Origin of the sequence: Sphingobium sp. B10D7B (assembly GCF_025961955.1) — a bacterium.
Classification (GTDB): domain Bacteria; phylum Pseudomonadota; class Alphaproteobacteria; order Sphingomonadales; family Sphingomonadaceae; genus Sphingobium.
On the sequence record NZ_JAOQOQ010000001.1, the window covers coordinates 1021902 to 1046623 of the forward strand.

The 24722-nt window shown below is 63.2% G+C and carries 21 protein-coding genes and 2 tRNA genes; 13 read left to right on the forward strand and 10 right to left on the reverse strand.

Features of this window, described 5'->3' with window-relative positions:
* Nucleotides 1–133 precede the first annotated feature (133 nt).
* Nucleotides 134–1510: a cation:proton antiporter gene (locus tag M2331_RS04775; protein ID WP_181559215.1), complete on the forward strand. Its 1377-nt coding sequence runs from the start codon at nt 134–136 to the stop codon at nt 1508–1510.
* A 51-nt stretch (nt 1511–1561) separates the two neighbouring features.
* Here the strand turns inward: M2331_RS04775 and M2331_RS04780 are convergent.
* The 4 genes from M2331_RS04780 to M2331_RS04795 all read right to left on the reverse strand — a co-directional run bounded on the left by M2331_RS04780 (nt 1562) and on the right by M2331_RS04795 (nt 4226).
* Nucleotides 1562–1636 (reverse strand) — tRNA-Glu (locus M2331_RS04780).
* A gap of 165 nt (nt 1637–1801) precedes the next feature.
* Nucleotides 1802–1877: transfer RNA gene (locus M2331_RS04785), tRNA-Ala, on the reverse strand.
* 190 nt (nt 1878–2067) lie between these two features.
* On the reverse strand, nt 2068–3534 hold the full coding sequence (locus tag M2331_RS04790) for a DEAD/DEAH box helicase (RefSeq protein ID WP_181559216.1): 1467 nt from the start codon (nt 3532–3534) through the stop codon (nt 2068–2070).
* A 308-nt stretch (nt 3535–3842) separates the two neighbouring features.
* Nucleotides 3843–4226, reverse strand: coding sequence for a hypothetical protein (locus M2331_RS04795; protein ID WP_181559217.1), 384 nt, complete (start codon nt 4224–4226; stop codon nt 3843–3845).
* Nucleotides 4227–4600: 374 nt separating this feature from the next.
* On the opposite strand from M2331_RS04795, the gene M2331_RS04800 reads away from it, so the two are divergent.
* On the forward strand, nt 4601–5395 hold the full coding sequence (locus M2331_RS04800; protein WP_181559218.1) for a response regulator: 795 nt from the start codon (nt 4601–4603) through the stop codon (nt 5393–5395).
* Here the strand turns inward: M2331_RS04800 and M2331_RS04805 are convergent.
* Nucleotides 5392–6864: a CHASE domain-containing protein gene (locus tag M2331_RS04805; protein ID WP_181559219.1), complete on the reverse strand. Its 1473-nt coding sequence runs from the start codon at nt 6862–6864 to the stop codon at nt 5392–5394. The two genes, M2331_RS04800 and M2331_RS04805, sit on opposite strands and share 4 nt — an antisense overlap.
* A gap of 295 nt (nt 6865–7159) precedes the next feature.
* Between M2331_RS04805 and M2331_RS04810 the strand changes: the two genes are divergently transcribed.
* From M2331_RS04810 to M2331_RS04830, 5 genes are all read left to right on the forward strand, one after another.
* Entirely contained in the window at nt 7160–7663 is a 504-nt protein-coding gene (locus M2331_RS04810; protein ID WP_181559220.1) for a Dps family protein, read from the forward strand.
* Nucleotides 7664–7785: 122 nt separating this feature from the next.
* Complete coding sequence (locus M2331_RS04815) at nt 7786–7959, forward strand: NepR family anti-sigma factor (RefSeq protein WP_181559221.1); 174 nt, start codon at nt 7786–7788, stop codon at nt 7957–7959.
* A 31-nt stretch (nt 7960–7990) separates the two neighbouring features.
* On the forward strand, nt 7991–8530 hold the full coding sequence (locus M2331_RS04820; RefSeq protein WP_264572220.1) for a sigma-70 family RNA polymerase sigma factor: 540 nt from the start codon (nt 7991–7993) through the stop codon (nt 8528–8530).
* A 111-nt stretch (nt 8531–8641) separates the two neighbouring features.
* A complete protein-coding gene (locus M2331_RS04825; RefSeq protein ID WP_181559223.1) occupies nt 8642–9007 on the forward strand; it encodes a response regulator in 366 nt (121 codons plus the stop codon).
* A 149-nt stretch (nt 9008–9156) separates the two neighbouring features.
* Nucleotides 9157–9426 carry a GlsB/YeaQ/YmgE family stress response membrane protein gene (locus M2331_RS04830; RefSeq protein ID WP_181559224.1) on the forward strand — a complete coding sequence of 90 codons (270 nt, stop codon included), beginning with the start codon at nt 9157–9159 and terminating at the stop codon, nt 9424–9426.
* Between the two features lie 64 nt (nt 9427–9490).
* Here the strand turns inward: M2331_RS04830 and M2331_RS04835 are convergent, their stop codons facing one another.
* From M2331_RS04835 to M2331_RS04845, 3 genes are all read right to left on the reverse strand, one after another.
* Nucleotides 9491–11812 carry an EAL domain-containing protein gene (locus M2331_RS04835; protein ID WP_181559225.1) on the reverse strand — a complete coding sequence of 774 codons (2322 nt, stop codon included), beginning with the start codon at nt 11810–11812 and terminating at the stop codon, nt 9491–9493.
* A gap of 200 nt (nt 11813–12012) precedes the next feature.
* Nucleotides 12013–14130, reverse strand: a complete 2118-nt coding sequence (locus tag M2331_RS04840; protein ID WP_181559226.1) for a peptidase domain-containing ABC transporter — start codon at nt 14128–14130, stop codon at nt 12013–12015.
* Nucleotides 14131–14688 carry an HlyD family efflux transporter periplasmic adaptor subunit gene (locus tag M2331_RS04845; protein WP_181559227.1) on the reverse strand — a complete coding sequence of 186 codons (558 nt, stop codon included), beginning with the start codon at nt 14686–14688 and terminating at the stop codon, nt 14131–14133.
* A gap of 564 nt (nt 14689–15252) precedes the next feature.
* Between M2331_RS04845 and M2331_RS04850 the strand changes: the two genes are divergently transcribed.
* Together M2331_RS04850 and M2331_RS04855 are read left to right on the forward strand one after the other, a co-directional pair.
* Nucleotides 15253–16698 (forward strand): FAD-binding oxidoreductase, encoded by a 1446-nt coding sequence (locus M2331_RS04850; RefSeq protein WP_181559228.1) that lies wholly within the window; start codon nt 15253–15255, stop codon nt 16696–16698.
* Between the two features lie 125 nt (nt 16699–16823).
* Entirely contained in the window at nt 16824–17597 is a 774-nt protein-coding gene (locus M2331_RS04855) for a glycosyltransferase family 25 protein (protein WP_181559229.1), read from the forward strand.
* On the opposite strand, the gene M2331_RS04860 is transcribed toward M2331_RS04855, so the two are convergent.
* The gene (locus tag M2331_RS04860) at nt 17594–19540 is read right to left on the reverse strand and encodes a PAS domain-containing sensor histidine kinase (RefSeq protein WP_264592296.1); all 1947 of its coding nucleotides are present in this window, start codon (nt 19538–19540) and stop codon (nt 17594–17596) included. The genes M2331_RS04855 and M2331_RS04860 overlap by 4 nt on opposite strands.
* Before the next feature lie 231 nt (nt 19541–19771).
* On the opposite strand from M2331_RS04860, the gene M2331_RS04865 reads away from it, so the two are divergent.
* The 3 genes from M2331_RS04865 (at nt 19772) to M2331_RS04875 (ending at nt 23452) form a co-directional block, all read left to right on the forward strand.
* Complete coding sequence (locus tag M2331_RS04865) at nt 19772–21172, forward strand: aldehyde dehydrogenase (protein ID WP_181559231.1); 1401 nt, start codon at nt 19772–19774, stop codon at nt 21170–21172.
* A 526-nt stretch (nt 21173–21698) separates the two neighbouring features.
* Nucleotides 21699–22991, forward strand: a complete 1293-nt coding sequence (locus M2331_RS04870; RefSeq protein WP_181559232.1) for a flavin-dependent oxidoreductase — start codon at nt 21699–21701, stop codon at nt 22989–22991.
* Nucleotides 22988–23452 (forward strand): DUF3237 domain-containing protein, encoded by a 465-nt coding sequence (locus M2331_RS04875; RefSeq protein WP_181559233.1) that lies wholly within the window; start codon nt 22988–22990, stop codon nt 23450–23452. The genes M2331_RS04870 and M2331_RS04875 overlap by 4 nt, the downstream gene beginning before the upstream one ends.
* On the opposite strand, the gene M2331_RS04880 is transcribed toward M2331_RS04875, so the two are convergent.
* Entirely contained in the window at nt 23437–23826 is a 390-nt protein-coding gene (locus M2331_RS04880; protein WP_264592297.1) for a winged helix-turn-helix domain-containing protein, read from the reverse strand. The genes M2331_RS04875 and M2331_RS04880 overlap by 16 nt on opposite strands.
* 108 nt (nt 23827–23934) lie before the next feature.
* Between M2331_RS04880 and modA the strand changes: the two genes are divergently transcribed.
* Nucleotides 23935–24717 (forward strand): molybdate ABC transporter substrate-binding protein, encoded by a 783-nt coding sequence (modA, locus tag M2331_RS04885; protein ID WP_181559234.1) that lies wholly within the window; start codon nt 23935–23937, stop codon nt 24715–24717.
* The last annotated feature ends 5 nt before the right edge of the window (nt 24718–24722 follow it).

Sequence of the window (24722 nt, forward strand, 5' to 3'; positions counted from 1 at the left end):
GTTGGGCCAGACGCGCCAGTTGGCCATTCACAGGCGCTGCAGTCCTCGCTTCCAATGATAACGCTACCATGGTAGCTTCTGGTCAGGCGCGGTACAAGCGGGCCATCGGGGAGGACACATGGAGCAGGGCGCGATGCAGCAATCGCTTTGGGGTGAACTGGGCCGCGTCTTGACGCCCCACGGCCCCGCCGTTCAATCCGCTGTGAGCTTCACGCCATCCGACTACAGCGTGCACTTCTTCCTACAGATCGCCGTCATCCTTGTGACCTGCCGGGTGGTTGGATGGCTCGGCCGCACCTTGTTCCGGCAACCGCAGGTGGTCGGGGAAATGATCGCCGGCGTCGTGCTGGGTCCGTCGCTCTTCGGCCTGTTCGCGCCCGATCTGCAAGCCGCGATTTTCCCCAAGGAAACCAGCAACGTCCTTTATGTCGGCGCGCAGCTTGGCGTAGGCCTCTATATGTTTCTGGTTGGATTGACGCTCCGGCTCGATCACGTCCGCTCGAAGGCGCGCGCCGCCGGCGCGGTGTCGGCGGCGGGCATCGCCGTGCCGTTCATGCTGGCGGCGGTGATCACCCCCTGGCTGTTGACGATCGACGGGCTGTTCACGGCCGGGGTGGGGCGGGGGAGCGCCACCTTGTTCCTCGGCGCGTGCATCGCGCTCACAGCCTTTCCCATGCTGGCGCGGATCATCAACGAGCGCGGCCTCGCCAACACGTCGCTGGGCACGCTCTCGCTGACGGCGGGCGCCTTTGACGATGCCGCCTCCTGGTGCGTGCTCGCGGTCGTGCTGGCGACCTTCGGCGCCGGGCCGGGGGTCGCGGTGATCGCCATTGTCGGCGCGCTGCTCTATGCGGGGTTCATGCTGATCTGGGGCCGTCGGCTGCTCGTCCCGCTCGGGCGCCTCGTGGAGGCGGAGGGCGGGCTGAGCATGACGGTACTCGCCATCGTCCTTGCGCTGTTCAGCCTCTCGGCGTTTCTCATGGATGCAATCGGCATACACGCGATCTTCGGCGGTTTCCTCCTCGGCGCCTGTATGCCGCGCGGGCTGATTGCGCTGGAAATCAAGCGCAAGATCGAGCCGCTGGTGGTGGTGTTGCTCTTGCCGATGTTTTTCACTTATTCCGGCCTCAATACGCGGATGGACATGGTGAACTCCGTGCCGCTCCTCCTGACGGCGCTGGCCATTCTGCTCGTCTCGGTGATCGCCAAATTCGGGGCCTGCTGGGCCGCCGCACGGCTGGCGGGGGAGGATCATCGCACGGCGCTGGGCATCGGCGCGCTTATGAACGCCCGGGGGCTGATGGAGCTCATCATCATCAACATCGGCCTGCAAAAGGGCATTATCGGTCCGACGCTGTTCGCGATGCTGGTGCTGATGGCCATCGTCACGACGGTGATGGCGGGCCCGCTGTTTGAGCTGGTCTACGGTCGGCAGGCACGGGCGCGCGGCGATCTGGCGGCGCTGGACAAGGCAAATGGTCCATCGCCCGCCATGGCCCCGGCGGAGTGACGGTGGCGCGACCAGTGTGATGCTGCGCTTGATAATGAGGGAAAGTCTGAGTGGTGACCCCTACGGGAATCGAACCCGTGTTTCAGCCGTGAAAGGGCCGCGTCCTAACCGCTAGACGAAGGGGCCATCCATGTCGGTCCGTTGTGGAGCCGTCATCAGGTCCGGCGCCTATGCCGTGGGATGGCCGGAGTGGCAACCCCAAAAAGGCGGACCGGTTCACAGAAAATGCGTCTTCCCACCGCGCGGCTTAAGCCGGGGAGGGAGCGATAGCGTGGCTGGAAGAAAAATCCCTGGTGGAGCTGAGCGGGATCGAACCGCTGACCTCGTCATTGCGAACGACGCGCTCTCCCAACTGAGCTACAGCCCCCAGGGAGGGCTGCCTATAGGCAAGGCCCGCGCCGATTGCAATCGGGTTTTGCGTGTTGGTGGCGCGTCGCGTTGCGATAGCGACCTGAGTGTCGGATAGCACCGAAATCGCCGGTTTGCGCACCGCCAATTGGCAGGCGTGGAGACGCGCTGCCGCGTCCCCGAGCCTCCCGTCTGTATCGTCGGCAGGTTTAGTTGTTGAAGCCTACGGAGAGGAAATCCGGCATGGGGCCGTTCCATCCGTCATCCGGCTCCTGATCCGCGCGATTGCGTTGCTGCGGGGCCTTGGGACGCTCAGCGTCAGACCGGGCATCCTGGCGCCGTGGCTGGGGCTGGCGATCCTCACGGGTCTCACCCGGCGGGCGCGCATCCTCGCGCGCGGGGCGTGCCTCGCGGGCGGGCGATTCGGTTTCACGGTCACCCTTGGCGTCGGCGCCACGTTCACGCCGAGCCGGTGCCTTCGCCGGACGCTTGGATGCGCCTTTCGCACCGCCGCGACGATCGCGTCCGCGCCCTTCGTCCTCACCATCGTCGACGGCCTGCGTGCCCATGTCGAGGCGCGGGATTTTCGTGCCGATCAGCTTCTCGATATTCTCGACAGCTTCGGCATCGCTGTTGGTGATAAAGGTGAATGCCTTGCCGGTCGCGCCGGCACGGCCAGTGCGGCCGATGCGGTGCACATAATCGTCCGGGTGCCAGGGCGCATCGAAGTTGAAGACGTGACTGACGCCCTTGATATCGAGCCCGCGCGCGGCAACGTCGGAGGCGACAAGCAAGTTGATCTCACCGGACTTAAAGCGATCCAGCTCCGCGATGCGCGCGGCCTGATCGATATCGCCGTGGATTTCGCCAGACCGGAAGCCGTGGCGCTTGAGGCTCTTGTTCAGCTCCCGCACCATCGTCTTGCGATTGCAGAAGATGATCGCGCTTTCCGCGCTCTCGCTCCGCAGCAGCGAGCGCAGCGTCTCGCGCTTGGCCCGCTCGGCGACGGGCACGAGCATCTGGGTGATGTTGGCGCTGGCGGTTGCGGGGCGCGCCACCTCGATCGACTTGGGATTGCTCAGGAAGCGATCCGAAAGCTTCTTGATCGGCGGCGGCATCGTCGCCGAGAACAGCAGCGTCTGCCGGTTCGCGGGGAGCTTGGTGCAGATATTCTCGATATCGGGGATGAATCCCATGTCGAGCATCCGGTCGGCCTCGTCGATGACTAGCAGTGAGCAGCCGGTCAGCAGGATATTGCCCCGCTCGAACAGGTCCATCAGGCGACCAGGCGTCGCGATCAGCACGTCGACGCCCTTTTCGAGCGCCTTGATCTGGTCGCCCATCGAGACGCCACCGATGAGCAACGCCATCGAGAGCTTGTGATATTTGCCGTATTTCTCGAAATTCTCAGCGACCTGCGCCGCGAGTTCGCGCGTCGGCTCGAGAATGAGGCTGCGCGGCATCCGCGCGCGGCTGCGGCCCTGCGCCAGAATGTCGATCATCGGGAGGACGAAACTGGCCGTCTTGCCGGTGCCGGTCTGGGCGATACCGATGATGTCCCGCATCATCAGGACCGAGGGAATTGCCTGCGCTTGAATCGGAGTCGGCTCTGAATACCCCGCCTCGCCGACGGCTTGCAGCAATTCGTTCGAAAGGCCGAGATCGGCAAAGGGCATCAGAATTCCGTGAATAGAGGGCGCGTGACTCTTGTGGGTCACACGGGCAACCGCTTGCGCCATGATGAAGGCGGGCGCGGATGTCAAGATTTTCTAGGGATGCGGGCGCTCGTCGAGGCTGCGTCACGGCGCGTGTCTACGCGACCTTTGCCTGTCCGAGGCGAAGGAGGGGATCTGGCACCACCGGGCTAGCAGCATCTAAAATAGCCTGATGGTGCCAGATCTGCCCGTTAAACGAGCTATAGACGGGTTCGTTCCGGCCTTCGAAAACTTTCTCGCTTAATTTGGCAGAGAATGGTTTTCGCTTATTAACCCTCTGAAGAATCGCCTGATTCTTCAGTGTCTTGCTGCGCGCGCCATGCGAGATATCCCACCGTCGCAGCGGTCAGTCCGACGGCAACGAGCAGGGCGGGGTGGCGGCGGACGAACCGGGCGGCCGGCGAAGCCGCGAGCCCTGAGGGTTTCATGCCGGGCACATGATCGCGCACATTCTCAACGAGGGATTTCGAGCCCTTCGAAACCTTGCGCGCTGTGTCCTTCCCCAACCGGGATGCCCGGCGGCCGGCCTCGTCCGCCAGCGTTGTTGCCCTGGCAAGACCACGTTCGGCAATATCCTCCGCGCGGGAGCGAAGCGTTATGATCACGTCGCGGCCGTCTTCCAGAGGCGTGGAACGGTTTGTGCGAATGTGCATGGCTTAACTCCTCGTGATAACCTTCCTGAACCCAACGGTGGTTCGGACGGATGGTTCCTCTGTTCGCCGCGCGCGTACGGGCTCAGCAGAGGAAGGACGAGAGATAATGTGGGGGTGGTTGACCGGTTTCCGCACTTTGGGGGGTGAGGAGGAGCGGAAACCGGTCAAGTGACGCTGACATTATCGGGGGCAGACTAATGTCAATGCTGATCCTCAAATGCACCTGAATCGCGTTGGTTCCCGAGGCTTGCAAAAATAAATTTCTTGTGGGGAACCCTGTCGAAACCGTACATCCCGCGCACTTTTGGTGCTCCACCGCGTCATGCGGTGTTCTTGGTTGTGAGCGCTGGCTGAAATGCAGGAGACACGTTCATATGGCTCTATCCGACCTTATCGCGCGGCAACTTCCTTATCTGCGGCGATATGCTCGAATTCTGACGGGGTCTCAGTCGCTGGGTGACAGTTTCGTGCGGGAGCTTCTGGAGGCGGCTTTGGCCGATTCCAGTCTGCGCGAGCAAATCTCCACATCGCGGACCGGGCTGTTCAGTGCCTTCTCACGCATCTACGCTTCAGCCGGTGCTGAGCTGTCGATGAGCGGCGGCCTCGGCTCGGATGAAGGCACGGCTGCCAGCAATCGCCTGGAACTGGTGACGCCACTGGCACGTCAGGCACTGCTGCTGAACGCCGTCGAAGATTTTTCGGAAAGCGAGATCGCTGAGATTCTCGACTGCCCCGAGGACGACGTTCGCGAGATGATCGACAGCGCGCTGGCGGATATCGATTCCAGCAGCCGTCTCAACGTGCTGATCATCGAGGATGAGCCGCTCATTGCCTTCCAGATCGAGGAGATCGTGACCTCCATCGGCCATGTCGCGGTGGGCACCGCTGCGACGCACGCGCAGGCGGTAGCTTTGTTCGATCAGCACCGACCGGATCTCGTGCTGGCCGATATTCAGCTGGCGGACGGCAGTTCGGGGATCGATGCGGTCAACGAGATCCTGGGCAAGTTCTCGGTCCCGGTGATCTTCATCACCGCTTTCCCGGAACGCCTGCTCACCGGCGAACGCCCCGAGCCGACCTATCTGATCACCAAGCCGTTCAGCGACGATTTCGTTCGCGCGACGATCGGGCAGGTTGCGTTCTTCGGATCAACGGCGCCGCTGCGTTAAGCGGCGCCATCCTTCCTGCGCAACTGGAACGATTTCGGTTTGCGCAGGGGGATATCGAACGTGCACATGAGGCCGCTCGACAAAAAGTCGATGCGGATCGGCGTGCCCAGCTCGTGGGCCAATGCCCGTTCGATCAGGTTCAGGCCAAAGCCGCGCTTGACCGGTTCCACAACCGGCGGACCGCCGCGCTCTTCCCACGATACCGAGATCTTCTCATCTCCCACCGACCAGTGCAGATGCACTTCGCCCTGATCGGCGGACAAGGCGCCATATCGTGTTGCGTTGGTGAGCAGCTCGTGCAGTGCCAGGCCGATGGACAGCGCATCGTTGGGCGAGATCAGCACATTGGGGCCATCGGACACAATACGACCGCGGGCGTGCCCATGCGATCCCAATTGCGTCTCGATCAACGCCTTGAGGTCCGTTGGCCCCCACTGCGCGCCATCCAGCAATGAGTGGCTGGCGGCCAACGCGCGCACTCGCTCCATCAAATTGTCGGCAAAGCTGTTGATGTCGGTCGCGTTTCGCCGGGTCAGGGCGATGATTGACGTGACGTTGGAGAGCGAGTTCTTCACCCGGTGGTTAAGTTCGCGCACGAAGGCGGCGCGTTCCGCCTCGCGCTCGGCCTGCGCATTGACGAGCGCGACGAGATCCTCGTTGCGGCGCTGCACGAGCAGAATGTAGGCGAGCAGCAACATCGAAAAGGAGACGCCGCCGACCAGTACGACCAGTGTGAGGGGGTAGAGCCAGTGCTCACCGGCCGGATAGAAGCGCACGGACCATTGCTGATCGAACAGGGAAAAGCGCTGCTCCAGCGGCCTTTCCACTCTCTCGCTATCGCCGGCGGCAAAGATGCGCTCCTGCCCATCCGGTGTGGTATCGAAAATCTCGATCCGGCCGGTTTCCAGCAGGGATGGTTTCACAGCGGCGCGAATGAATTCCTCGACCCGGATGGCGCCATAGATGAAGCCATTGACTGGGCCCTCATCATTCTGCGCGACCGGGAGCAGAACGACGATGCCGGTGTTGTGGTCGGCATTCTCGTCGACCTTCAGCTTGACCGGGTCTGTTGCGGCCATCGAGCGGGTGCGCAGAGCCCGGTCGATGGCAGCAGCGCGCCGTGCGTCGCTGTGAATATCGAAGCCGAGAACGCGGCGATTGGCCAGGGAATTGGGCTCGACGATGGTGATGATATACATCGGCTGCTTGGATTGCGCGGGGGCCGGGTTGACGGCAAAGTTCTCATATCCCGCTTCCCGCATTCTTGAGGTCAGTTCCGGCAGTTCCGCGGCTGTGGTGTGGCGCGCCCAGCCAATGGCCACGACACCCGTAAAATCATAATCCTGGCGCAGCCGGGTGATGAAGTCGCGAAAGAATTCGGGGCTGACCCCGTCTGCGCTGAGAAAGAGCGCGCTGGTGGCTTGGAAATAGGCGGAACTGGCGGCTGCCTGCCGCTGCAGAGCGGCCACGATCTCCCCAGCCTGCATAATGGCCGCCGCTCGCCGCGTCCGCTCGGACGCGACTTCGACAGACCACGCGCTGGCCCCAACAAGCGTAAGCGAAAACAGGAAGACCCCGATCGGCGTCGCCCGGGGATACTCTCTTAACCAGCTATCGAAGCGTCGCTTGGCACGTTTGCCAATATCCCAATTCACCATGAACCCAAATTACCAAAGAGGTGCCAAAGCGCCGTGATCCGTTAGATCGGAACTCTTTCCCCTTGGGATCGTTCCCCCACTCGTACGCCCCCAGCGGAGATCAGTGATGGCGAATAGCGCCCTGAATGCAAAACCGAAAGATGCGGCCTTCAACACCGGGATCGATCGGCAGAATGTCGATGCGATTGCCGAAAAGCTTGCCGATGCTCTGGCTGACAGTTTCTCGCTGTATCTCAAGACGCTGGGTGTACATTGGAACATCGTCGGGCCGAGCTTCTTTGGTCTGCACAAGCTGACCGAAGCCCAATATGAGGATCTGGCGCTGGCCATCGACGCGCTGGCGGAGCGCATTCGGGCGCTTGGCCACATCGCTCCTGCAGCCTTTGGCGACTACGCCGAGCGCAGCGTGGTGGAGAGCAGCAAGACGGTCCAGTCCTCCGCCGAGATGATTGATGCGCTGATCAAGGATAACGAAGCGGTCGCCCGGCGTCTTCGTGAGGCTGTCGCGGTCGCCGAAGAAGGCGACGATGTCTTTAGTGCAGACATGTTGACAGCTCGCATCGGAAAGCATGAGGAAAATGTCTGGATGTTGCGCGCTGTCGCGGCGTGAGTTGCGCTCCGGAATGCACATCAGTCACTTTACGAGGGGGCGGGAATTGGATTTCAGAGGTTTTGGGAACGGTTGTGCAGTCACATCTCAACAATTCTATATTCTGCGAGGCAAGTAGGGGCATGTCCAGCACGCCTGAAAAGCCCGGAAAGAACTCCGTGCAGCGCAGTGGTCGCGCAAAACCCGTTTGGGCCGAAGGCTTGAGGCGGATGTACGATGAAGTCGTCGAAGAGCAACTGCCGGACGACTTCGTGGCGCTCCTCAAGAAGCTGGATAAAAGCGGTGACAGCCAGTAACATCCCGAAAAATTATGATTTTCGTACGGAGATGACCGGCGTTCTTCCGCACCTTCGCGCTTTCGCGAGAGGCTTGTGCGGTCGCCCGGACTATGCCGACGACCTTGTTCAGGAGACGATGCTCAAGGCTTGGGCCGCGCGGGATTCCTTCCAGCCCGGCACCAGCATGCGCAGTTGGACATTCGTCATTCTGCGCAACGTCTATCTGAGCGAAGCGCGACGCAACCGGTTCCGCGGCGATTATGATCCCGACCTTGCCGAAAAGCTGCTGAGCCAGCCCGCCGGGCAGGAAGACGGCCTTCACATGGGCGATCTGCGGGCCGCAATGATGCGCCTGTCGCCCGAACGTCGCGAGGCATTGCTGCTCGTCGGGGCCGGTGGCTTCAGCTATGAGGAAGCCGCGGACATCGCCCAATGTGCGGTCGGCACGATGAAAAGCCGCGTCGCCCGCGCTCGCCGGAGCCTGGAAGACATGCTGGGCGACGAGGGTGAGAAGGGCGGGCGCTCGAAGAGCCGCGCCGTCTCCCACACGGAAATGCTGGCGGATCTCGACAAGGTCGCCAGCCTTTAATCTCGAAACAAGCGTAAAGACCCGCCCTTGGTTCGGTCCATCGCAACGCTGTGGATCGCCTCGGGCGGGTGCGCATAGTCATCCCGTCAATCCTTGCTAACAGGCTCGCCCTTGTCGCCACGCCCCCACGCCGTTCTTCTGGTCGAAGATAATCCGATCATCGCGATGAATACCGAAGCCCTGCTCGAAGACCTGGGCATCACGGATGTGCGGGTGGCCGCCAACCTCGCCGAGGCGCTGGCATTCGTGAACGAGGTAGCGTTCGATTTCGGGCTGCTCGATCTCAAGCTAGGCGATGAGGAAGACAGCCTTCCCGTCGCGGCGCGTCTCGCGGACAGGGGCATCCCGTTCGCCTTCGCCACCGGCGCGGGTGACGCCATGGACGGGGCGGAGCATCGGAACGCGGTCGCCATTCTCAAGAAGCCCTATCGCCTCGAAGACTTGCGGCGCGTGATCGAGGCGCAATTGGGCCTGTAACTTGTGTAAAGTTACGGCCGCAAGATGGGCCATGTCACAACCTGTACTCGATTCAAGATGACGGCCTTTGTTAACTATCAGTTCAGCAAGAACGGAACGAATTCCTCAGACAATTGTTTTGCCTTCAACATCACTGAGGGAGACGGAATATGGGCCTTATCATTCTTCTTATTGTCGGTGGCATTGTCGGTTGGCTTGCCAGCCTGATCATGCGCACCGATGCCCAGCAGGGCATTTTGCTGAATATCGTAGTGGGTATTGTCGGTGCGGTTCTCGCCGGCTTCCTGCTTTCCCCGATCCTCGGCGCCGCCCCGATCACGTCGGGCGTGATCAATCTGACCTCGATCATCGTTTCGCTGCTTGGCGCCATTGTGCTGCTCGCGATCGTCAATCTGGTTCGTCGCGGTTCGGTACGGTAAATAGACCGACATAAATGCCAAAAGGGCGCCGGGTCTGATGGCCCGGCGCCTTTTTCTTTGCCTGTTAGGCTGCGGAAAGGGCGCTCTTGCGGGCCCGGCTCGCAGCCTTGCGGTTCGCCGCCTGCAGATTGGCGAGAAAGTCGGGAAGCGCCACTGGCCGCCCGATGTGATAGCCCTGGATGATGTCGCATTCCATCGCGGCCAGTGCCTGCAGGACGTTCTCGTCCTCCACGCCCTCGGCAACCACCTGCATGTCCAGCTCATGGGCCAGCTTGATGGTGGAATTGATCAACACAGCATCGCTGCGGCTGGTGAGGATTTGCCGCACGAAGCTCTGATCGATCTTGAGTTCCGAGGCTGGCAAGCGCTTGAGATAGGACAGGGTCGATTGGCCGGTGCCATAGTCATCGATGGAGATATGCACGCCCATCGCCCGGAGCGACTCCAGTTCGGCGATGCCCTGTTCGTCCGCCATGCTGGCCGATTCTGTAATCTCCAGCGTAAGATTTTCGGCGGGCATTCCGTAGGTATCCAGCAGCAGGCGAAGCGGCGCCTCCAGCTTGTTCTTGCCGACCATGCGCATCGAGAGATTGACTGCGACCGAGAGATTGAGCGGCGCGAAGTCGGCAATGGCGCGTTCGAGCACATAGAGCGTCAGCCGCTCGATCCGCCCCGCGTCCTCGATGGCGCGGACGAACCGGTCCGGCCGGATGAAGCCGCGCTCGGGGTGGATCCAGCGGATCAGCGCTTCGGCGCTGGTGATGCGATTGCCGTGCAGGTCCAGCTTGGGCTGGTAGGCCACCCACACATCGCCGCGGCGCAGCGCCTGCTCGAACTCGTTGAGGATGGAGAGCTTCCAGAACAGCTCGTCCTCCTCGGTCTCGTAGCGCTCCCACAGTATGCCGCGATTGGTAGCGTTGGTCGCCGCGAGGACTGCCTTGGGAATGGCTTCGGACACGCTCATGTCCGGCTTGTCGCAAAAGCCTGCGTGCAAAGTGATGTCGACGGTGAGCTGTTCGACCTGAACCCCCGGCGCGAACAGCGCTTCCAGACCCTCGAGACTGTCGACCACCTGAGGGACATCTTCGCGGCTCCGCCAGGCAAAGCTGTGATTGTCGATCTGGTAGATCCGCTCGTGGCCTGCGGCGAGGATGAGGCGGTCGCGGATCTTGGCGAGCAGCGTCCCCTGCGCCGCCAGGCCCAGCAGCGCGGTCGTTTCCACGTAATTGCGCAGGCTGACAACGATCGTCACGCCTTCTTCGCCCTCGTTGAGAACCATGGCGGCGAGATTGGGGAGCCCCGCCTCGGCCGACTTGGTGCTGCGATCCAGCAGGGCCTGCGCGACGCTGAGGAGCGACTGGGCGACCAGCGCCGCGACCAGCGTCAGGATTGCCGGGCCGACGTCCGGCCGCCAGAGCGTCAGATGTTCCGTGTAAATCTGCGCGGGCACCAGCCCTATGGTCCCGGCCAGATAGAGCGGATAGCGAAAGCGGGGCTTGAGCAGGAAAGAGAGGCAGATCAGCGCCAGCGCGAGCACCATAGCCGGCCACGGCCCCACCTCGACCGGCAGTCCGGCGATCAGCGTTTCCGCTGCGGCTGCAAAGACATAAAGGCTGGAGAGCTTCTCATGATAGGGGACGTTGAACTGGTCGCCGAAGCCGAAGGCATCAATGCCGACCAGGACCTTCTTGCCCTTGAAAAAGTCCTTGGGGAATTTGCCGGCCAGCACGTCCGAATAGGAAATATGGTCGATCTGGTTCCACCAATAGGACCAATCGATGGGGAAGGAGCCTTCACCCGGATAGCTGGTGCCGGCAAGCGCCTGGGAAATATCGCGCAATTCCGTACCCAGGACCGGAGCATTGAGCACCAGTCGCCGATAATATTGGTCGGGATCGCTATGCAGCCACACGTTGACGGGCGTGACATAGGGCAGCAACGCCTCGGTCGGCAGCGCCTCGTAGGTTGCACGCCCATTGGAGCGATTTTCCAGTAGCGCGGCCAGATAGACATCGGCCTTAGAGGCTGCGAGTGCCTTGATGAGCCGGTCGTCCTGCGCCGGGTCCGCCGCCGGTTGGTCGAAAATGATATTGGAGACGATGCGCTCGGCGCCTGCGCGATTCAGGGCATCGATCAGCTCGCCATGGCGCCCCCGCGGCCAGGGCCACGTACCCAGCGCCTTGATGCTGGGCGTGTCGATCTTAACGATAACCAGCTCGCCGCTCGGCTGCTTGGGAAAGTGCTGGTAGCGCTCGGTGCGCGTCAAATTGTCCAGCGACGTGCCGGCGCCACTCATCATCACGATCATGCCGATGAGGCACGCCGCGGCGAGGATGAGGCTGCGAGCCGACCGGGTCAGTCTCGCAAGGAGGCGCAATCGCAACATGGGTCCACACTCGGGCGGTTCAGTCGCCAGTGGACGTCAATGTCAGGAAACTATGAACAAGTTGTTCACAAGAGATGGAAAGGCTTGTGAGAGTGGACAGGCAGCGAGTTTGTTGCGGCGGTCTTCGAGAGCTTGGGCCGACTGTTCGTCGCGACGCGCTGGTGTACCGTCTGCGGTGTGAAACCGGCGTTCTGCTTGCTCTAGCTTGTCGTCGACCGCGGCTGACTATCGCTCGTGACCACCCCGTTCTCCACCCTGATCACCCTGTTGGCGGCGGCAATCGTCTCCGGCCGATGCGCGATAATGAGCCGGGTGATGCCCAATGCAGCGACGGCGCGATTAACCATGGCCTCATGCTCCAGGTCGAGATGGGCGGTGCCTTCATCCAGCAGTAGCAGTGCCGGCTCACGATAGAGCGCGCGGGCAAGGAGGATGCGCTGTTTCTGTCCGCCGGACAGGGTTGAGCCCATATCCCCGACCAGCGTCTCGGTCCGCATCGGCATCGCCTCAATGTCCTCCAGAATGGCAGCGGCTTTGAGGCAATCCCGCAGGCGATCAGGGTCGATCTCCCCAAATGCCGCGACATTATCGGCGATGGACCCAGCATAGAGGACATCGTCCTGCAGCACCGCAGCGACATGCTGGCGAAAGGCGCGGCGGCCGAACTGCGGCAGTGGCTGGCCGTCGATCAGCACCTCCCCCTTGGTCGGGTCGATCAGGCCAAGGATGATCTTGGCTAGGGTCGTCTTGCCGCTGCCGGAAGCGCCGGTGATCGCGACATGATCGCCCGGCTCGATGACGAGATCGACGCCCCGGAGCACCGGCGGATCGTGCGGGCCATAGGAGAAATGCACATCCCGCAGCTCTACCCGACCGGAGAAGTCGGCATGATTTAGCGGTTCGGCAAAGCCTGCGTCCTCCTCGCTCTGCACGATGTCCGCGAGCTGATCGAGGTGGAGTTCGAGCAAGCGGAGCTTGACGCCTTCATCCAGAAGGGACTGGCCGGCCTGCACAAATTGCGTGCGAAAGGCGAGATAGGCGAACAGGGTGCCGAGCGTGATGGCGCCATCCAGATTGGCGCGCACGGCGACGAAAATCACGATCACCAGCTCCAGAGCAGGGATCATCGTCTTGGCGGTCTCGTGCCAGGCCTTGACGCGTTCGTGCTGGTAGCGCGCGCCGAGCGCCTCGGTCAGTCGGTTCTGCCAGTAGCTGTGGCGCATCGCTTCGCGGCCGGCGAGGCGCAGCGTGACCATGCCTCGCAAGGTCTCGATGAGCGTCCCCTGTTCGCGGGCGAGGGCCTTCACATATTCCGCCTCACGCTGTTTCTCGCGTGCGAGCAAGGCCAGCCGAACGCCGGAATAAAGGACGAGCCCGACCAGCGTGATCGGCGCAAGGTTGGGCGCAATCAGGAACATCATCACCAGGGTGAGGACCGAGAGCGTGCCATCGATCAACGCGAGCGGCGCGCTTTCGATGAGGAAGCGCTGGATCGGCAGCACGGATTGCACGCGGGTGAGAATGTCTCCCACCTTGCGTTTCTCGAACCAGGCGATGGGCAGGCGAAAGAGGTGGCGGACGATGTTGGAGGTGATGCCGAAGGACAGCAGGGCGCCTGACGACAGCAGCACATATTTCCGCAGCAGCGCCGCGCCGGCGCCGATGAGCGCGAGCGCGCCAAATCCCAGCGCCAGCGTGAGCAGCAGGCCGCCGTCCTGCGCCGGCAGAACCTCATCGATGGCGGTGCGCAGATAGAAGGGGCTGGCGAGAATGAAGGCCTGCATGACGATGGAGAGGATGACCGTCTGCGCAAAGGTGCGGCGCGCGCCGGTCATGCCGCTCCACAGATCGCGAAAGCGCAGGCGCCGCCTAGCCCGTACGGACTGGAAGTCCTGCGAGGGGCGCAGTTCCAGTGCGACACCGCTGAAATGGCGTCCAAGCTCGTCAAACTTGTACCAGCGCGCGATGCCGACCGGGTCGACGACATAGGCCCGGCCCGGCTCGACGCGTTCGAGCACGACAAAGTGGTTCAGATCCCAATGGAGGATGGCGGGCAGATGCAGAAGATGCAGGCCGGCCAGATCGAGCTTCAGCGGGCGAGGCAGTAGCTGCATGTCATCCGCAGTCTGCATCAATTGGCGCAGGGTCATGCCCCGCGCGCTCACGCCAAAGCGCTGGCGCAGGGCATTGAGATCAAGCTCATGCCCGTGCCAGTTGGCGACCATCGCCAGCGAGGCGAGGCCGCATTCCGCCGCTTCGGTCTGCAGGATCGGGCGAATGCGCCGCCGGCCCGTGAGTTTGGCAATCAGCGCGTTCATCTAGGGCTCGCTGCGCGGAAGGACCGGCGCGAACAGCCAGCGCCACAGGCGGACCCGTTCGATGAGGATGGTCGCGGTGACAGGCTGCCCGTCAATCGCCCTGACCCTGACGTTGCCCGGCTCTGCGCCTGGCGCTGTCAGATGGATCTCGACCGGCACCGTTGTTTCGCCGGGGTCCATGCGCGTCGCGATTGCCATGATCGTGCCGGTCAGCGTCGTCGCGTCGGCAGCGCTGCCGCCAGCGAGCGAGACCCGGGCTTGTTGGCCTTGATGAACATCCTTGATCTGGGCGATCGGCACGGTGACGCGGGCCGTCCACTCCGGCGAGGGGCGCGCTGCGGGTTGGGAAGGGGAGGGCGACTGCATGTCTGACATGTGCAGGCTTCCCTCGGCCTTGATGGTCCGGCTGAAGCTGCCGAACGCGAGACAGGCTACACCGGCACAGACCAGACCAAGCAACAGCCAGCCGATGGCCTGCCAGCGCAGTGGAGGGACGAGGAAAATGTCCCCATGAAGCCGGTTGTGATGATCGAGTGCTTGTCGCCTGAAGAGTGGCATCCGGTCCCCCTGAGCGGCTTTCTAGGATGCTCTGCTGTCCCGAGGCGATGAAAAAATGCCGTGTCAGGTCATGGCAAATAAAAACCGGGCGGACGATCGCTTATTCGCGCGCGCCCCCCCGGCCATAGGATCAATCTGATCGTGGTGACCAGAAGCGACTGACAAATCAGCCGCGAATGCCACCGCTCGATTCGTGGCTCGGACCACCGCCCGCAACCAGATCGACTTCCTGCTCGCTGAGTTCTTCAACGATCACTTCGTTTACCATCGACGACTCCTGTATTTGGTCGGATCACCCGACCTCGACGACAATAAACTATGGTTAACAAGACGTAAACCAAGTTTACCTTTTTGCACTTAAGGAGCCGCTTGCGTGGAAATTCCACTAAAAATCACAGAAATTTAGATACTTAACGGAATTTTGACTGGCCTCGCTAATCGTTGGGCGTCTCAGGGTGAAACAGAGGCGGCCCTGGCGGCCGATTTCATGATTCGTTCTATCGCCTTGGCCTATGCAGGGCGCCGCCGGGCGCTATGTTGTGGCTGCAAGAGGAGAGAGGCCGGATGACCCAAGCAACGCTGGACGAGCGCTTACAAAGCTTCGCAGACGAAGCTCAGCGTGGTGCCCAGGTCATCGCGCGCCTCCGCCAAGCCTTGGGCGCTGATATCGTAAAGGATGGGACGGACGGCGATTTCGCGCGCCATGTCTCTGATTTCACGAATGTCATGCCGGCGGACATTCCGCTCCCCGGCATCGCCTATCCGCGCACGACCGAGCAGGTCTCGCAGATCATGGCGATCTGCAATGAGGAGCACTGGCCGGTCGTGCCACAGGGCGGCTTGACCAGCCTGTGCGCCGGCGGCCTCGCGGATCGCCCCTGCCTGTTGCTGTCGCTGGAACGAATGCGCGGCATCGAGGAATTGGACGAGGCTGGCCGCACGATGACCGTGCTCGCGGGAACGGTGCTGGAGACCGTTCAACGCGCCGCCGATGAGGCCGGCTTTCTGTTTCCGCTCGATCTTGGCGGACGCGGAACGGCGCAGGTCGGCGGCAATGCCGCGACCAATGCCGGCGGCAACCGCGTGCTGCGCTATGGCATGATGCGCGATCTCATTCTGGGTGTGGAAGCGGTGCTGCCGGATGGCACGATCGTCTCGTCGCTCAATGTAATGATCAAAAACAATGCCGGTTACGATCTCAAGCATCTCTTCATCGGCAGCGAGGGTACGCTCGGTGTCATCACCCGGCTGGTGCTGCGGATGTTCCCCAAGCCGCGCAGCGCCTGCACCGCCGTGGTGGCGGTCGAGGATTATGCGGCCACGCTGGAGTTGCTCAAACAATGCAATTCGGCATTCGCGAGCACCTTGTCCGCCTTTGAGGTGATGTGGCCGGATTTCTACCAGATCGGCACGACGGCGCTCGGTCGCCAGCCGCCCTTGCCGCACGGTTACAGCGTCTATGCGCTAGTCGAAGTGCTTGGGACCGACCCGGAACGCGACGCCGAGCGCTTCGAGGAAGTGCTGGGCGGCATGATCGAATCCGGCCTCGTCAAGGATGCGGTGATTGCCCAGTCGGACAAGCAGCGGCAGGACATCTGGGCAGTGCGCGATTGCCCGGGCGAGTGGCACAAGGGCGTGCACTGGCCGCAAGTGGCCTTCGATGTGAGTCTGCCGACGCGCAAGATCGGCGATTTCATCCCTTATGTGCGCAATCTGCTGCTGGAGCGCTGGCCGGACTGCGTGACCGTTTTCTTCGGCCACCTTGCTGATTCCAACCTCCACCTCTCCGCGCGCGTCCCGCGCGACCCGATGCCCGAGCATGAGATGGAGGCGCTGGTTTACAAGGCGGTCGGCGAATGGGGCGGCTCGATTACCGCCGAGCATGGCATCGGCAGCATCAAGCGCGAATTTCTCCACCACTGCCGTACACCAGAGGAACTGGCGCTGATGCGCACGCTGAAGCGCGCGATGGACCCGAACAATATCCTCAACCCCGGCAAGGTGATCTAGAGCGCTGGCCCGGCTGGAGCGGCTTTGCGATTCCTTAAAGGGAGAAGCCCAGTCTATAGGCCCGTTGAGGGCCGGCGCGAGTCGCGGCCGATCATCCGTTATCCGCTCGAGAAGGACGCCGCCCGATGGTAAGCCCAACCCCCGCCGGTCGCGCTCTGCTCGATGCGTTCGATGCCATCCGGATAATCAATCTTCCTCACCGGGCCGACCGGCGCCGCGAGATGGCCGCGCAGTTCAAGCGCCTGGGGCTGGGCCTCGATCATCCGAAAATCGCGTTCTTCACGGCCAAGCGCTTTTCGGATGCCGCAGGGTTTCCGACGCCGGGCACGCGAGGATGTTTCGATAGCCATATGAGCGTGCTGCGTGAGGCGGCGGAGGCGGGGCATCGATCCGTTCTGGTGCTGGAGGATGACTTCGATTTCCATGACCGGATAGATACGGTTCTGCCGGCCGCTCTGGCCAAGCTGGGCGAGGTGGAATGGGACATCTTTTTCGGCAGCCTTCTGCCGGGGCAATATGAGGCGACCGAGCGCCCGCTTGAGCTGATCCCACCCGGCAAAGGGCTTGCCGGCTGCCATTTCTACGCGGTGCGCGGCGATACGATTGGTTTCGCGGCGCGCTACTTGGCCGCGATGCTGGACCGGCCTGCAGGCGGGCGGCACCCGGATGGCGAGCCAATGCACTATGATGGGGCGCTGTCTGTTCTGCGCAACCGCCATCCCGACCTGCGTACCTATGTGGCCAACCCGGACCTAGGGCACCAGCGCCTCTCGCGCACAGACATCCACGATGTGCGCTTTTATGACCGCCTGCCGGTCTTGCGCACCTTCGCATCCTTGCTGCGCAGGGCGATCCGCCTGAGCGGGCGGACCCGGCAAATGGGGCGAAAGTCCGTTTAAACGGCAGGGGTAGGGCGATCCTCCCGGCAACACGCCTGATAAATAGCCTTGGCGAGCTGGTGCTCGCCAAATGGTTTGCTCAGGCGATGAATCTGCCCTTCGGGCAACACGAGCCCCTCGCCATATCCACTTGCGATGATGATCGGCATGTCGCTCTGCACGGCGGTAATGGCCGCGGCGAGGTCCGTCCCGGTCATGCCGGGCATGGCCTGATCGGTGATGACCAAGTCGAAGCCGCCATCCTTGAATTTTGAAAGGGCATGAGCGCCGTTGACTGCGCTGACGACCTCGTGCCCCAGATCCTCCAGCAGCGCGACCGTGTTCATCAACACCAGTGCATCGTCATCCACCGCTAGGACACGACATTTGGCTTGCGGCGGCAGCGGCGGTTCCTTCGCAGCGGGCATGGTTGCCTGTGACTGCTCGGCGGCCTGCGGTAGCCACAATTGCGCAGATGTTCCCTTGCCCGGCGCGCTGGTGAGCGTGAACGCACCGCCGATCTGGCGTGCAAAGCCATGGATCATGGGCAGGCCAAGGCCCGTACCCTTGCCGACGCCCTTCGTCGTGAAAAAGGGTTCGGTCGCGCGCCTGAGCGTCTCGGCATCCATGCCGATGCCGCTGTCCACCACGGTCAGAACCACATAATGTCCCGCTTCCAGATCGGCGATCTCGTTGCTCCGCACGGTCTGGCGGTTCGCCTTGATGATGATCGCACCGCCGTCCGGCATGGCATCGCGCGCGTTCACGGCGAGGTTGAGGATCGCCATTTCGAGCTGATTGGCATCCGCCTTCACCGCCTGCAATCCGAGCGGAATGATCATGCTGACGGGCCATTCCGGCCCGATGGTGCGCTGGACCAGTTCGGTCATGCCGCGCAGCAATTCGGGAATATGCACGCGGCCGATGGACAGCTCCTGTCGCCGCGCGAAGGCGAGCATGCGCTGGGTCAACGTCGCGCCCCGATCGACGGCCTGCATGGCATTGTCGAGTAGGCGTTGCGTCTCGGCCTGTTCCGGGATCCGTCGGCGCAGCAGGATGAGGCTGCTGTTGATCGCCATCAGCAGATTGTTGAAGTCATGCGCCACGCCGCCGGTGAGCTGGCCAAGCGCTTCCATCTTCTGAGCCTGGCCCAAGGCCTCGCGCGCTTCGTCGAGCGCGCGCTGGGCCGCCTCCCGCTCCGTGACGTCGCGGGTGATCTTGGCGAAGCCCACCAACGCGCCGGTCTCATCGCGCAGCGCCTCGATGACGACGCTCGCGCGGAAGCGTTCGCCGCCCTTGCGGACGCGCCAGCCCTCCGCCGTGAAACGACCGTCCGACCGCGCGGTCTCCAGGGCGCGTTGCGGCTCGCCGGCCGTGCGATCTTCTTCCTGATAGAATTGCGAGAAATGCTGTCCGAGCACCTCGTCCTTGCGATAGCCCTTGATCCGCTCCGCACCGGCATTCCAGCTGGAAACCATGCCCTCTGGGTCCAGCATGTAGATGGCGTAATCGGTGACCGACTGCACGAGCAGGGCGAACTGTTCTTCGCTTTTACGCAGCGCCTGCTCTGCGAGTTTGCGCTCGGTAAGATCACGGGTGATCCCGGCATAGCCGATCAGCGCGCCGTGTGCGTCGCGAACCGGATCGATGACGACGTGGGCCCAGAAGCGCGAGCCATCCTTGCGTAGTCGCCAGCCCTCGGACTCATGTTTGCCCTGTGTCGCGGCGATCTCCAGCGCGCGCTCGGGCATGCCCTTTTCCACGTCTTCGGCCGTGTAGAAGCGCGAAAAATGCACGCCAATAATGTCTTCTGGCCGGAAGCCCTTGAGCTTTTGCGCGCCTGCGTTCCAGTTCGTGATGTGGCCCGCACGATCCAGCATGCACATGGCATAATCGGTGATGCTTTCGACCAACTGCCGATAGCTCTCCAACGATGCTGCCCTGAGGTCTTCGGATGCCTGCACGTCTCGAACCCGCCGTCTATTCCCAGTTATGCGCCACAACGCGCGAGGATCGACCCCTGTTCCTTCATTTCTGGGCGCAAGTCGAGCGTGGGGCACGCAAGACAATTGCATCCGGCGGTTCCGCAAGGCAGAGGGGAGCCGCGCCGCCGCAAGCATTTGGTCTGATCATTGCCATCCGGCCTCATGCGAGCGCGCGACACTGGTCTTGAGAGAGAGAACTGGAGGAACGCCATGGAGTTTAGCCGCAACAATCCGATGACGGGCGAGGTCGCATCCTCGGCTACTGCGATGAAGGCCGCCGATATCGCGCCGATCGCCGCCAAGGCCGCAGAGGGCTTCCAGAACTGGTCGGTCATGGGGCCGAATGCGCGACGCGCTGTGCTGATGAAAGCCGCCACCGCGCTGGAATCCAAGAAGGACGCGTTCGTCAAAGCGATGATGGGCGAAATCGGCGCGACGGCCGGCTGGGCGATGTTCAACCTCGGCCTGGCTGCCAGCATGATCCGCGAAGCGGCCGCGCTCACCACCCAGATCAATGGTGAGGTCATTCCATCGGACAAGCCCGGCTGCCTCTCCATGGCGCTGCGCGAGCCGGTTGGCGTCATCCTCGGTATCGCGCCCTGGAACGCGCCGATCATCCTCGGCGTGCGCGCCATCGCCGTGCCGCTCGCCTGCGGCAACAGCGTCATTCTCAAGGCATCGGAATCCTGCCCGCGTACGCACGCGCTGATCATCGAGGCCTTTGCCGAGGCCGGCTTCCCCGAGGGTGTGGTGAACGTCGTCACCAACGCGCCAGAAGACGCGGCCGATGTCGTCGGCGCGCTCATCGATGCGCCGCAGGTCCGCCGCATCAACTTCACCGGCTCGACCGCCGTCGGCAAGATCATCGCCAAGCGCGCTGCCGAGCATTTGAAGCCCGTTCTGCTCGAGCTGGGCGGCAAGGCACCGCTGGTCATTCTGGAAGACGCCGATCTCGATGAAGCGGTGAAGGCCGCGGCCTTCGGCGCGTTCATGAACCAGGGCCAGATCTGCATGTCGACCGAGCGGATCATCGTGGTCGATGCTGTTGCCGACGCCTTCGCCGCCAAGTTCAAGGAGAAGGTCGCCTCCATGCCCGTGGGCGATCCCCGTCAGGGCAACACCCCGCTCGGCGCGGTGGTGGACGCCAAGACCGTGGCGCACTGCCAGAGCCTGATCGAGGACGCGCTGGCCAAGGGCGCGACCCAGCTCACCGGCGGCGAGACGACGCACAATGTGCTGATGCCCGCCCATGTCATCGACAAGGTGACGCAGGACATGAAGCTGTTCCGCGATGAGAGCTTCGGGCCGGTCGTCGGCATCATTCGCGCCCGCGACACCGAGCATGCGGTCGAACTGGCCAACGACACCGAGTATGGCCTTTCGGCGTCGGTGTTCACCAAGGATATCGCCAAGGGCCTCGGCATCGCGCGGCGCATTCAGTCCGGCATCTGCCACGTCAACGGCCCGACCGTGCACGACGAAGCACAGATGCCCTTCGGCGGCGTCAAGGGTTCGGGCTATGGCCGCTTCGGCGGCAAGGCCGGCATCGAGAGCTTCACCGAGCTGCGCTGGGTAACGGTGGAAACCCAGCCGGGCCACTTCCCGATCTGATCGGGGTGCGACCATAGCGCCAAGAAGCCCGCGCCTTCCGAAGGGGAGGGCGCGGGCTTCTTTCGTTTGGGGCGCACACTTTCCCATTCTTTTATTCCAGTTCGTGTCGAGCGAAGTCGAGACACGGCAAGCACAGGTCCTGAGTGCCTCGACTTCGCTCGACATTAACGGCTCGCTTGGTGCTGCGGAATGCGGCGCCGGTCCTGCTTCCTTCAGTGCTCCTGCGCAGGCAGGAGCCTAGGGCCCAGCCGCAGTGCCCTTGCGCCCTGGGTTCCTGCCTCCGCAGGAACACGGCAGGGGTGCGCGACAAGGCAAAGCCAGTGCTCGTGAGAAGGCAGTAGCCCAGGGCCCAGCCGCTCGACCATCGCGTCCTACTTCCTATCGCGCCCACCCCCCAGCAGCCGGCATACGATTGATCCCACCACATTGCCACTGCGCCCCCACGACGGTACAGCGCTCCCTCGGGCAGATGAGGCGCCGGCGCGGGTCGGCTGGGTTAGGCTCGCACGGGAAGGGCAATATTTTGATGACGCACGACCATGTCTTGATCGCCGGTGGCGGCATTGGCGGCCTCGTCCTGGCGCTCACGCTTCATCAGATCGGCGTGCCCTGCACGGTGTTCGAGAGCGTGCGCGAATTGAAGCCGCTCGGTGTGGGCATCAACATCCAGCCCAATGCCATTCGCGAACTGGAAGACCTCGGAATAAGCGAGGCGGATCTGGACGAGGTCGGCATTCCCGCGCGGGAATGGGCGCTGGTCGGGCTGAATGGCCGCGAGATTTATTCCGAGCCGCGCGGCAAGGTCGCCGGTTATGACTGGCATCAATATGCCGTCCACCGGGGCGCCTTCCACCTGATGCTCTGCCGCAAGGTGGTCGAGCGGCTCGGCCCGGAGGCTCTGAAGCTCGGCCATAAGGTGACCGGCTATCGCAAGCGGGCGGAGGGTGGCGTCACTGCTCTGGTCGATCTCGCCACCGGCGGCAAGGCCGAGGTCGATGGCACCCTGCTGTTCGGAGCCGATGGCATCCATTCCAGCGTCCGCGCGCAGATGCACCCGGATCAACCCCCGATCCACTGGGGCGGCACGATCATGTGGCGCGGCACCGCGCGCGGCGTGCCGATCCGCACCGGCTCCTCCTTCGTGGGCCTAGGCACCAGCCGGCACCGCGTGGTGATCTACCCCATCTCGCATCCCGACGAGGAGGGGCTGGCCGATATCAACTGGATCGCCGAGAAAACCTACGACACCGATCATGACTGGCGCAAATCCGGCTGGTTCCGCCCGGTCGAGCTCGCCGAGTTCGCGCATGAGTTCGATGGGTTCGTCTATGACTGGCTGAACCTGCCGGAGCTGCTGGCCAAGTCGGATGTCGCCTATGAGAACCCGATGATCGACCGCGATCCGCTGCTGACCTGGGTCGATGGTCCCGTCGCGCTGATGGGCGATGCCGCGCATCCCATGTATCCGACCGGTTCGAACGGCGCATCGCAGGCCATCGTCGATGCGCGGGTGATCGGCCGTGAATTGCTGGCGCATGGCGTGACGCCCGCCGCGTTGCGTGCCTTTGACGAGAAGCTCTGCGGTCCCATCGGGCAGGTCGCCATGCGCAATCGCGGCTCCGGCCCCTTCGGGCTGCTGGAACTGGTCGAGGAGCGCTGCGGCGGTGCGTTTGAGGACATTGAGGATGTGCTGCCCGCCGCCGAGCGCTCTGCCTTCATGCTGGCCTATCAGCAGGCGGCAGGCTTTGCGCGCGATACGCTCAACGCCGCGCCGCCCACCATCGAGCCGGGCGCGCTGGTCGCGAAGGTCGCGGCATGACGCTGCCCGCGCCGGGCCTCTCGCACGTCTGCGATTTCGAGATCCGGCTCGATCCTCCGCATGAGATGGGCGTCACACCGGCTGGTACGCGGCGGATCATCCCGGTGGTCGGCGGCACGGTGACAGGACCGTTGCTCAATGGCACGCTGCTCAACGTCGGCGCAGACTGGCAAACCGTGCAACCCGGCGGCGTGGCGCAGCTCGATGCCCGCTACGCCATGGAAACGCACGACGGCGCGGTCATCGAGATCGTGGGCCTCGGCATCCGCCATGCCTCGCCCGAGGTTACGGCCCGCATCGCGTCCGGCGAACAGGTGCCGCCGTCCGACTATTACATGCGCTCTTTCATTCGGCTGGAGACGGGCCATGGGGGGTACGACTGGGTAAACCGCGCCCTGTTTGTCGCGACAGGCGGCAAGGTCGGCCCGACGGTGCGGCTTTCGGTTTATCGGATCGATTGAGCGCCGTCGGGATCGACGCCGTTCATAAGAGCGATCAGGTGACTGGCATGGGCCGTTCCGGCCGCCTGCACTGCGGTTTCGAGCTGCCGATAGGCTTCCAGGACCGCCCGGCCGTGATCGGTGAGGCGCGATCCGCCCCCGCTGGCGCCGCCCTTGGCGGTTTCGATTAGCGGGGCGCCCCATCCCGTGTTGAGAATATCGACCATGTCGCGGGTGCGGCGATAGCTGGTCCCGATCGCCCGGCCTGCCGCCGCGATCGACCCCGTGCGCGCGATCTCCGCGAGCAGCTGCGCCTTGCCCGGCCCGATGGCAATTACGCCACCAGCGATTACCTGCGCCTTGATCTTCAGCGTCGTTCCGCCGTCCTCACCCACGCCTTGCCGACCTCCTCCGCGCGCCTCTTGCGCATTCAGGACACTTGACACAGCGCCCCGCAGACGTCGATGTGTGCAATGTCATACATCGATCGAAGGGCGGACCTCATGACTCATCTGCTGCGCCGTTGCGCCGTGCTGCTCGGCCTGCTGGCGCTGGTCGCGTGCGGCAAGCCCGAGCCAACGCCGCAGATCGCGGCTGCTGCCGACCTGCGCCTCGCGCTGACCGATGCGGCGGCGGCGTTCGAGAAAGAGACCGGTGAGAAGGTGGTGCTCAACTTCGGTGCCTCGGGTAATCTCACGCGGCAATTACAGCAGGGCGCGCCGTTCGAGCTCTTCCTCTCCGCCGATGAAAGCTATGTGACGCAGCTCGTCAAGGCCGGCAAGACCCGTGACGAAGGCCGGCTCTATGCCATCGGGCGCCTCGCGCTGATCGCGCCCAAGGGCTCACCGCTCAGGCTCGATTCCCAGCTTGCCGGTCTGCGTGAGGCGCTGGCGCGCGGGGACATCAGCCGCTTTGCCATCGCGAACCCCGACCATGCGCCTTATGGTCGCCGCGCGCAGGAAGCGCTCGATCATGCCGGGCTGTGGAAGCCGCTTCAGGATAAGCTCGTGCTGGGGGAAAATGTGTCGCAGGCGCTGCAGTTCGCCACGGAAGGTGGGGCGCAGGGCGGCATCGTCGCGCATTCGCTGGTGCTCGATCCTGCTGTGAAGGGCAGGGCGGCCTATGTGCTGATCCCCGCCAACTGGCACACCCCGCTGCGCCAGCGCATGGTGCTGATGAAGACGGCGGGGCCGGTGGCCGAGCGCTTCTATGCTTATCTGGCCCAGCCTGCTGCCAAGGCGATCTTTGCCAAATACGGCTTCACCCTGCCGGCCGGAGCACTCTGACCGGC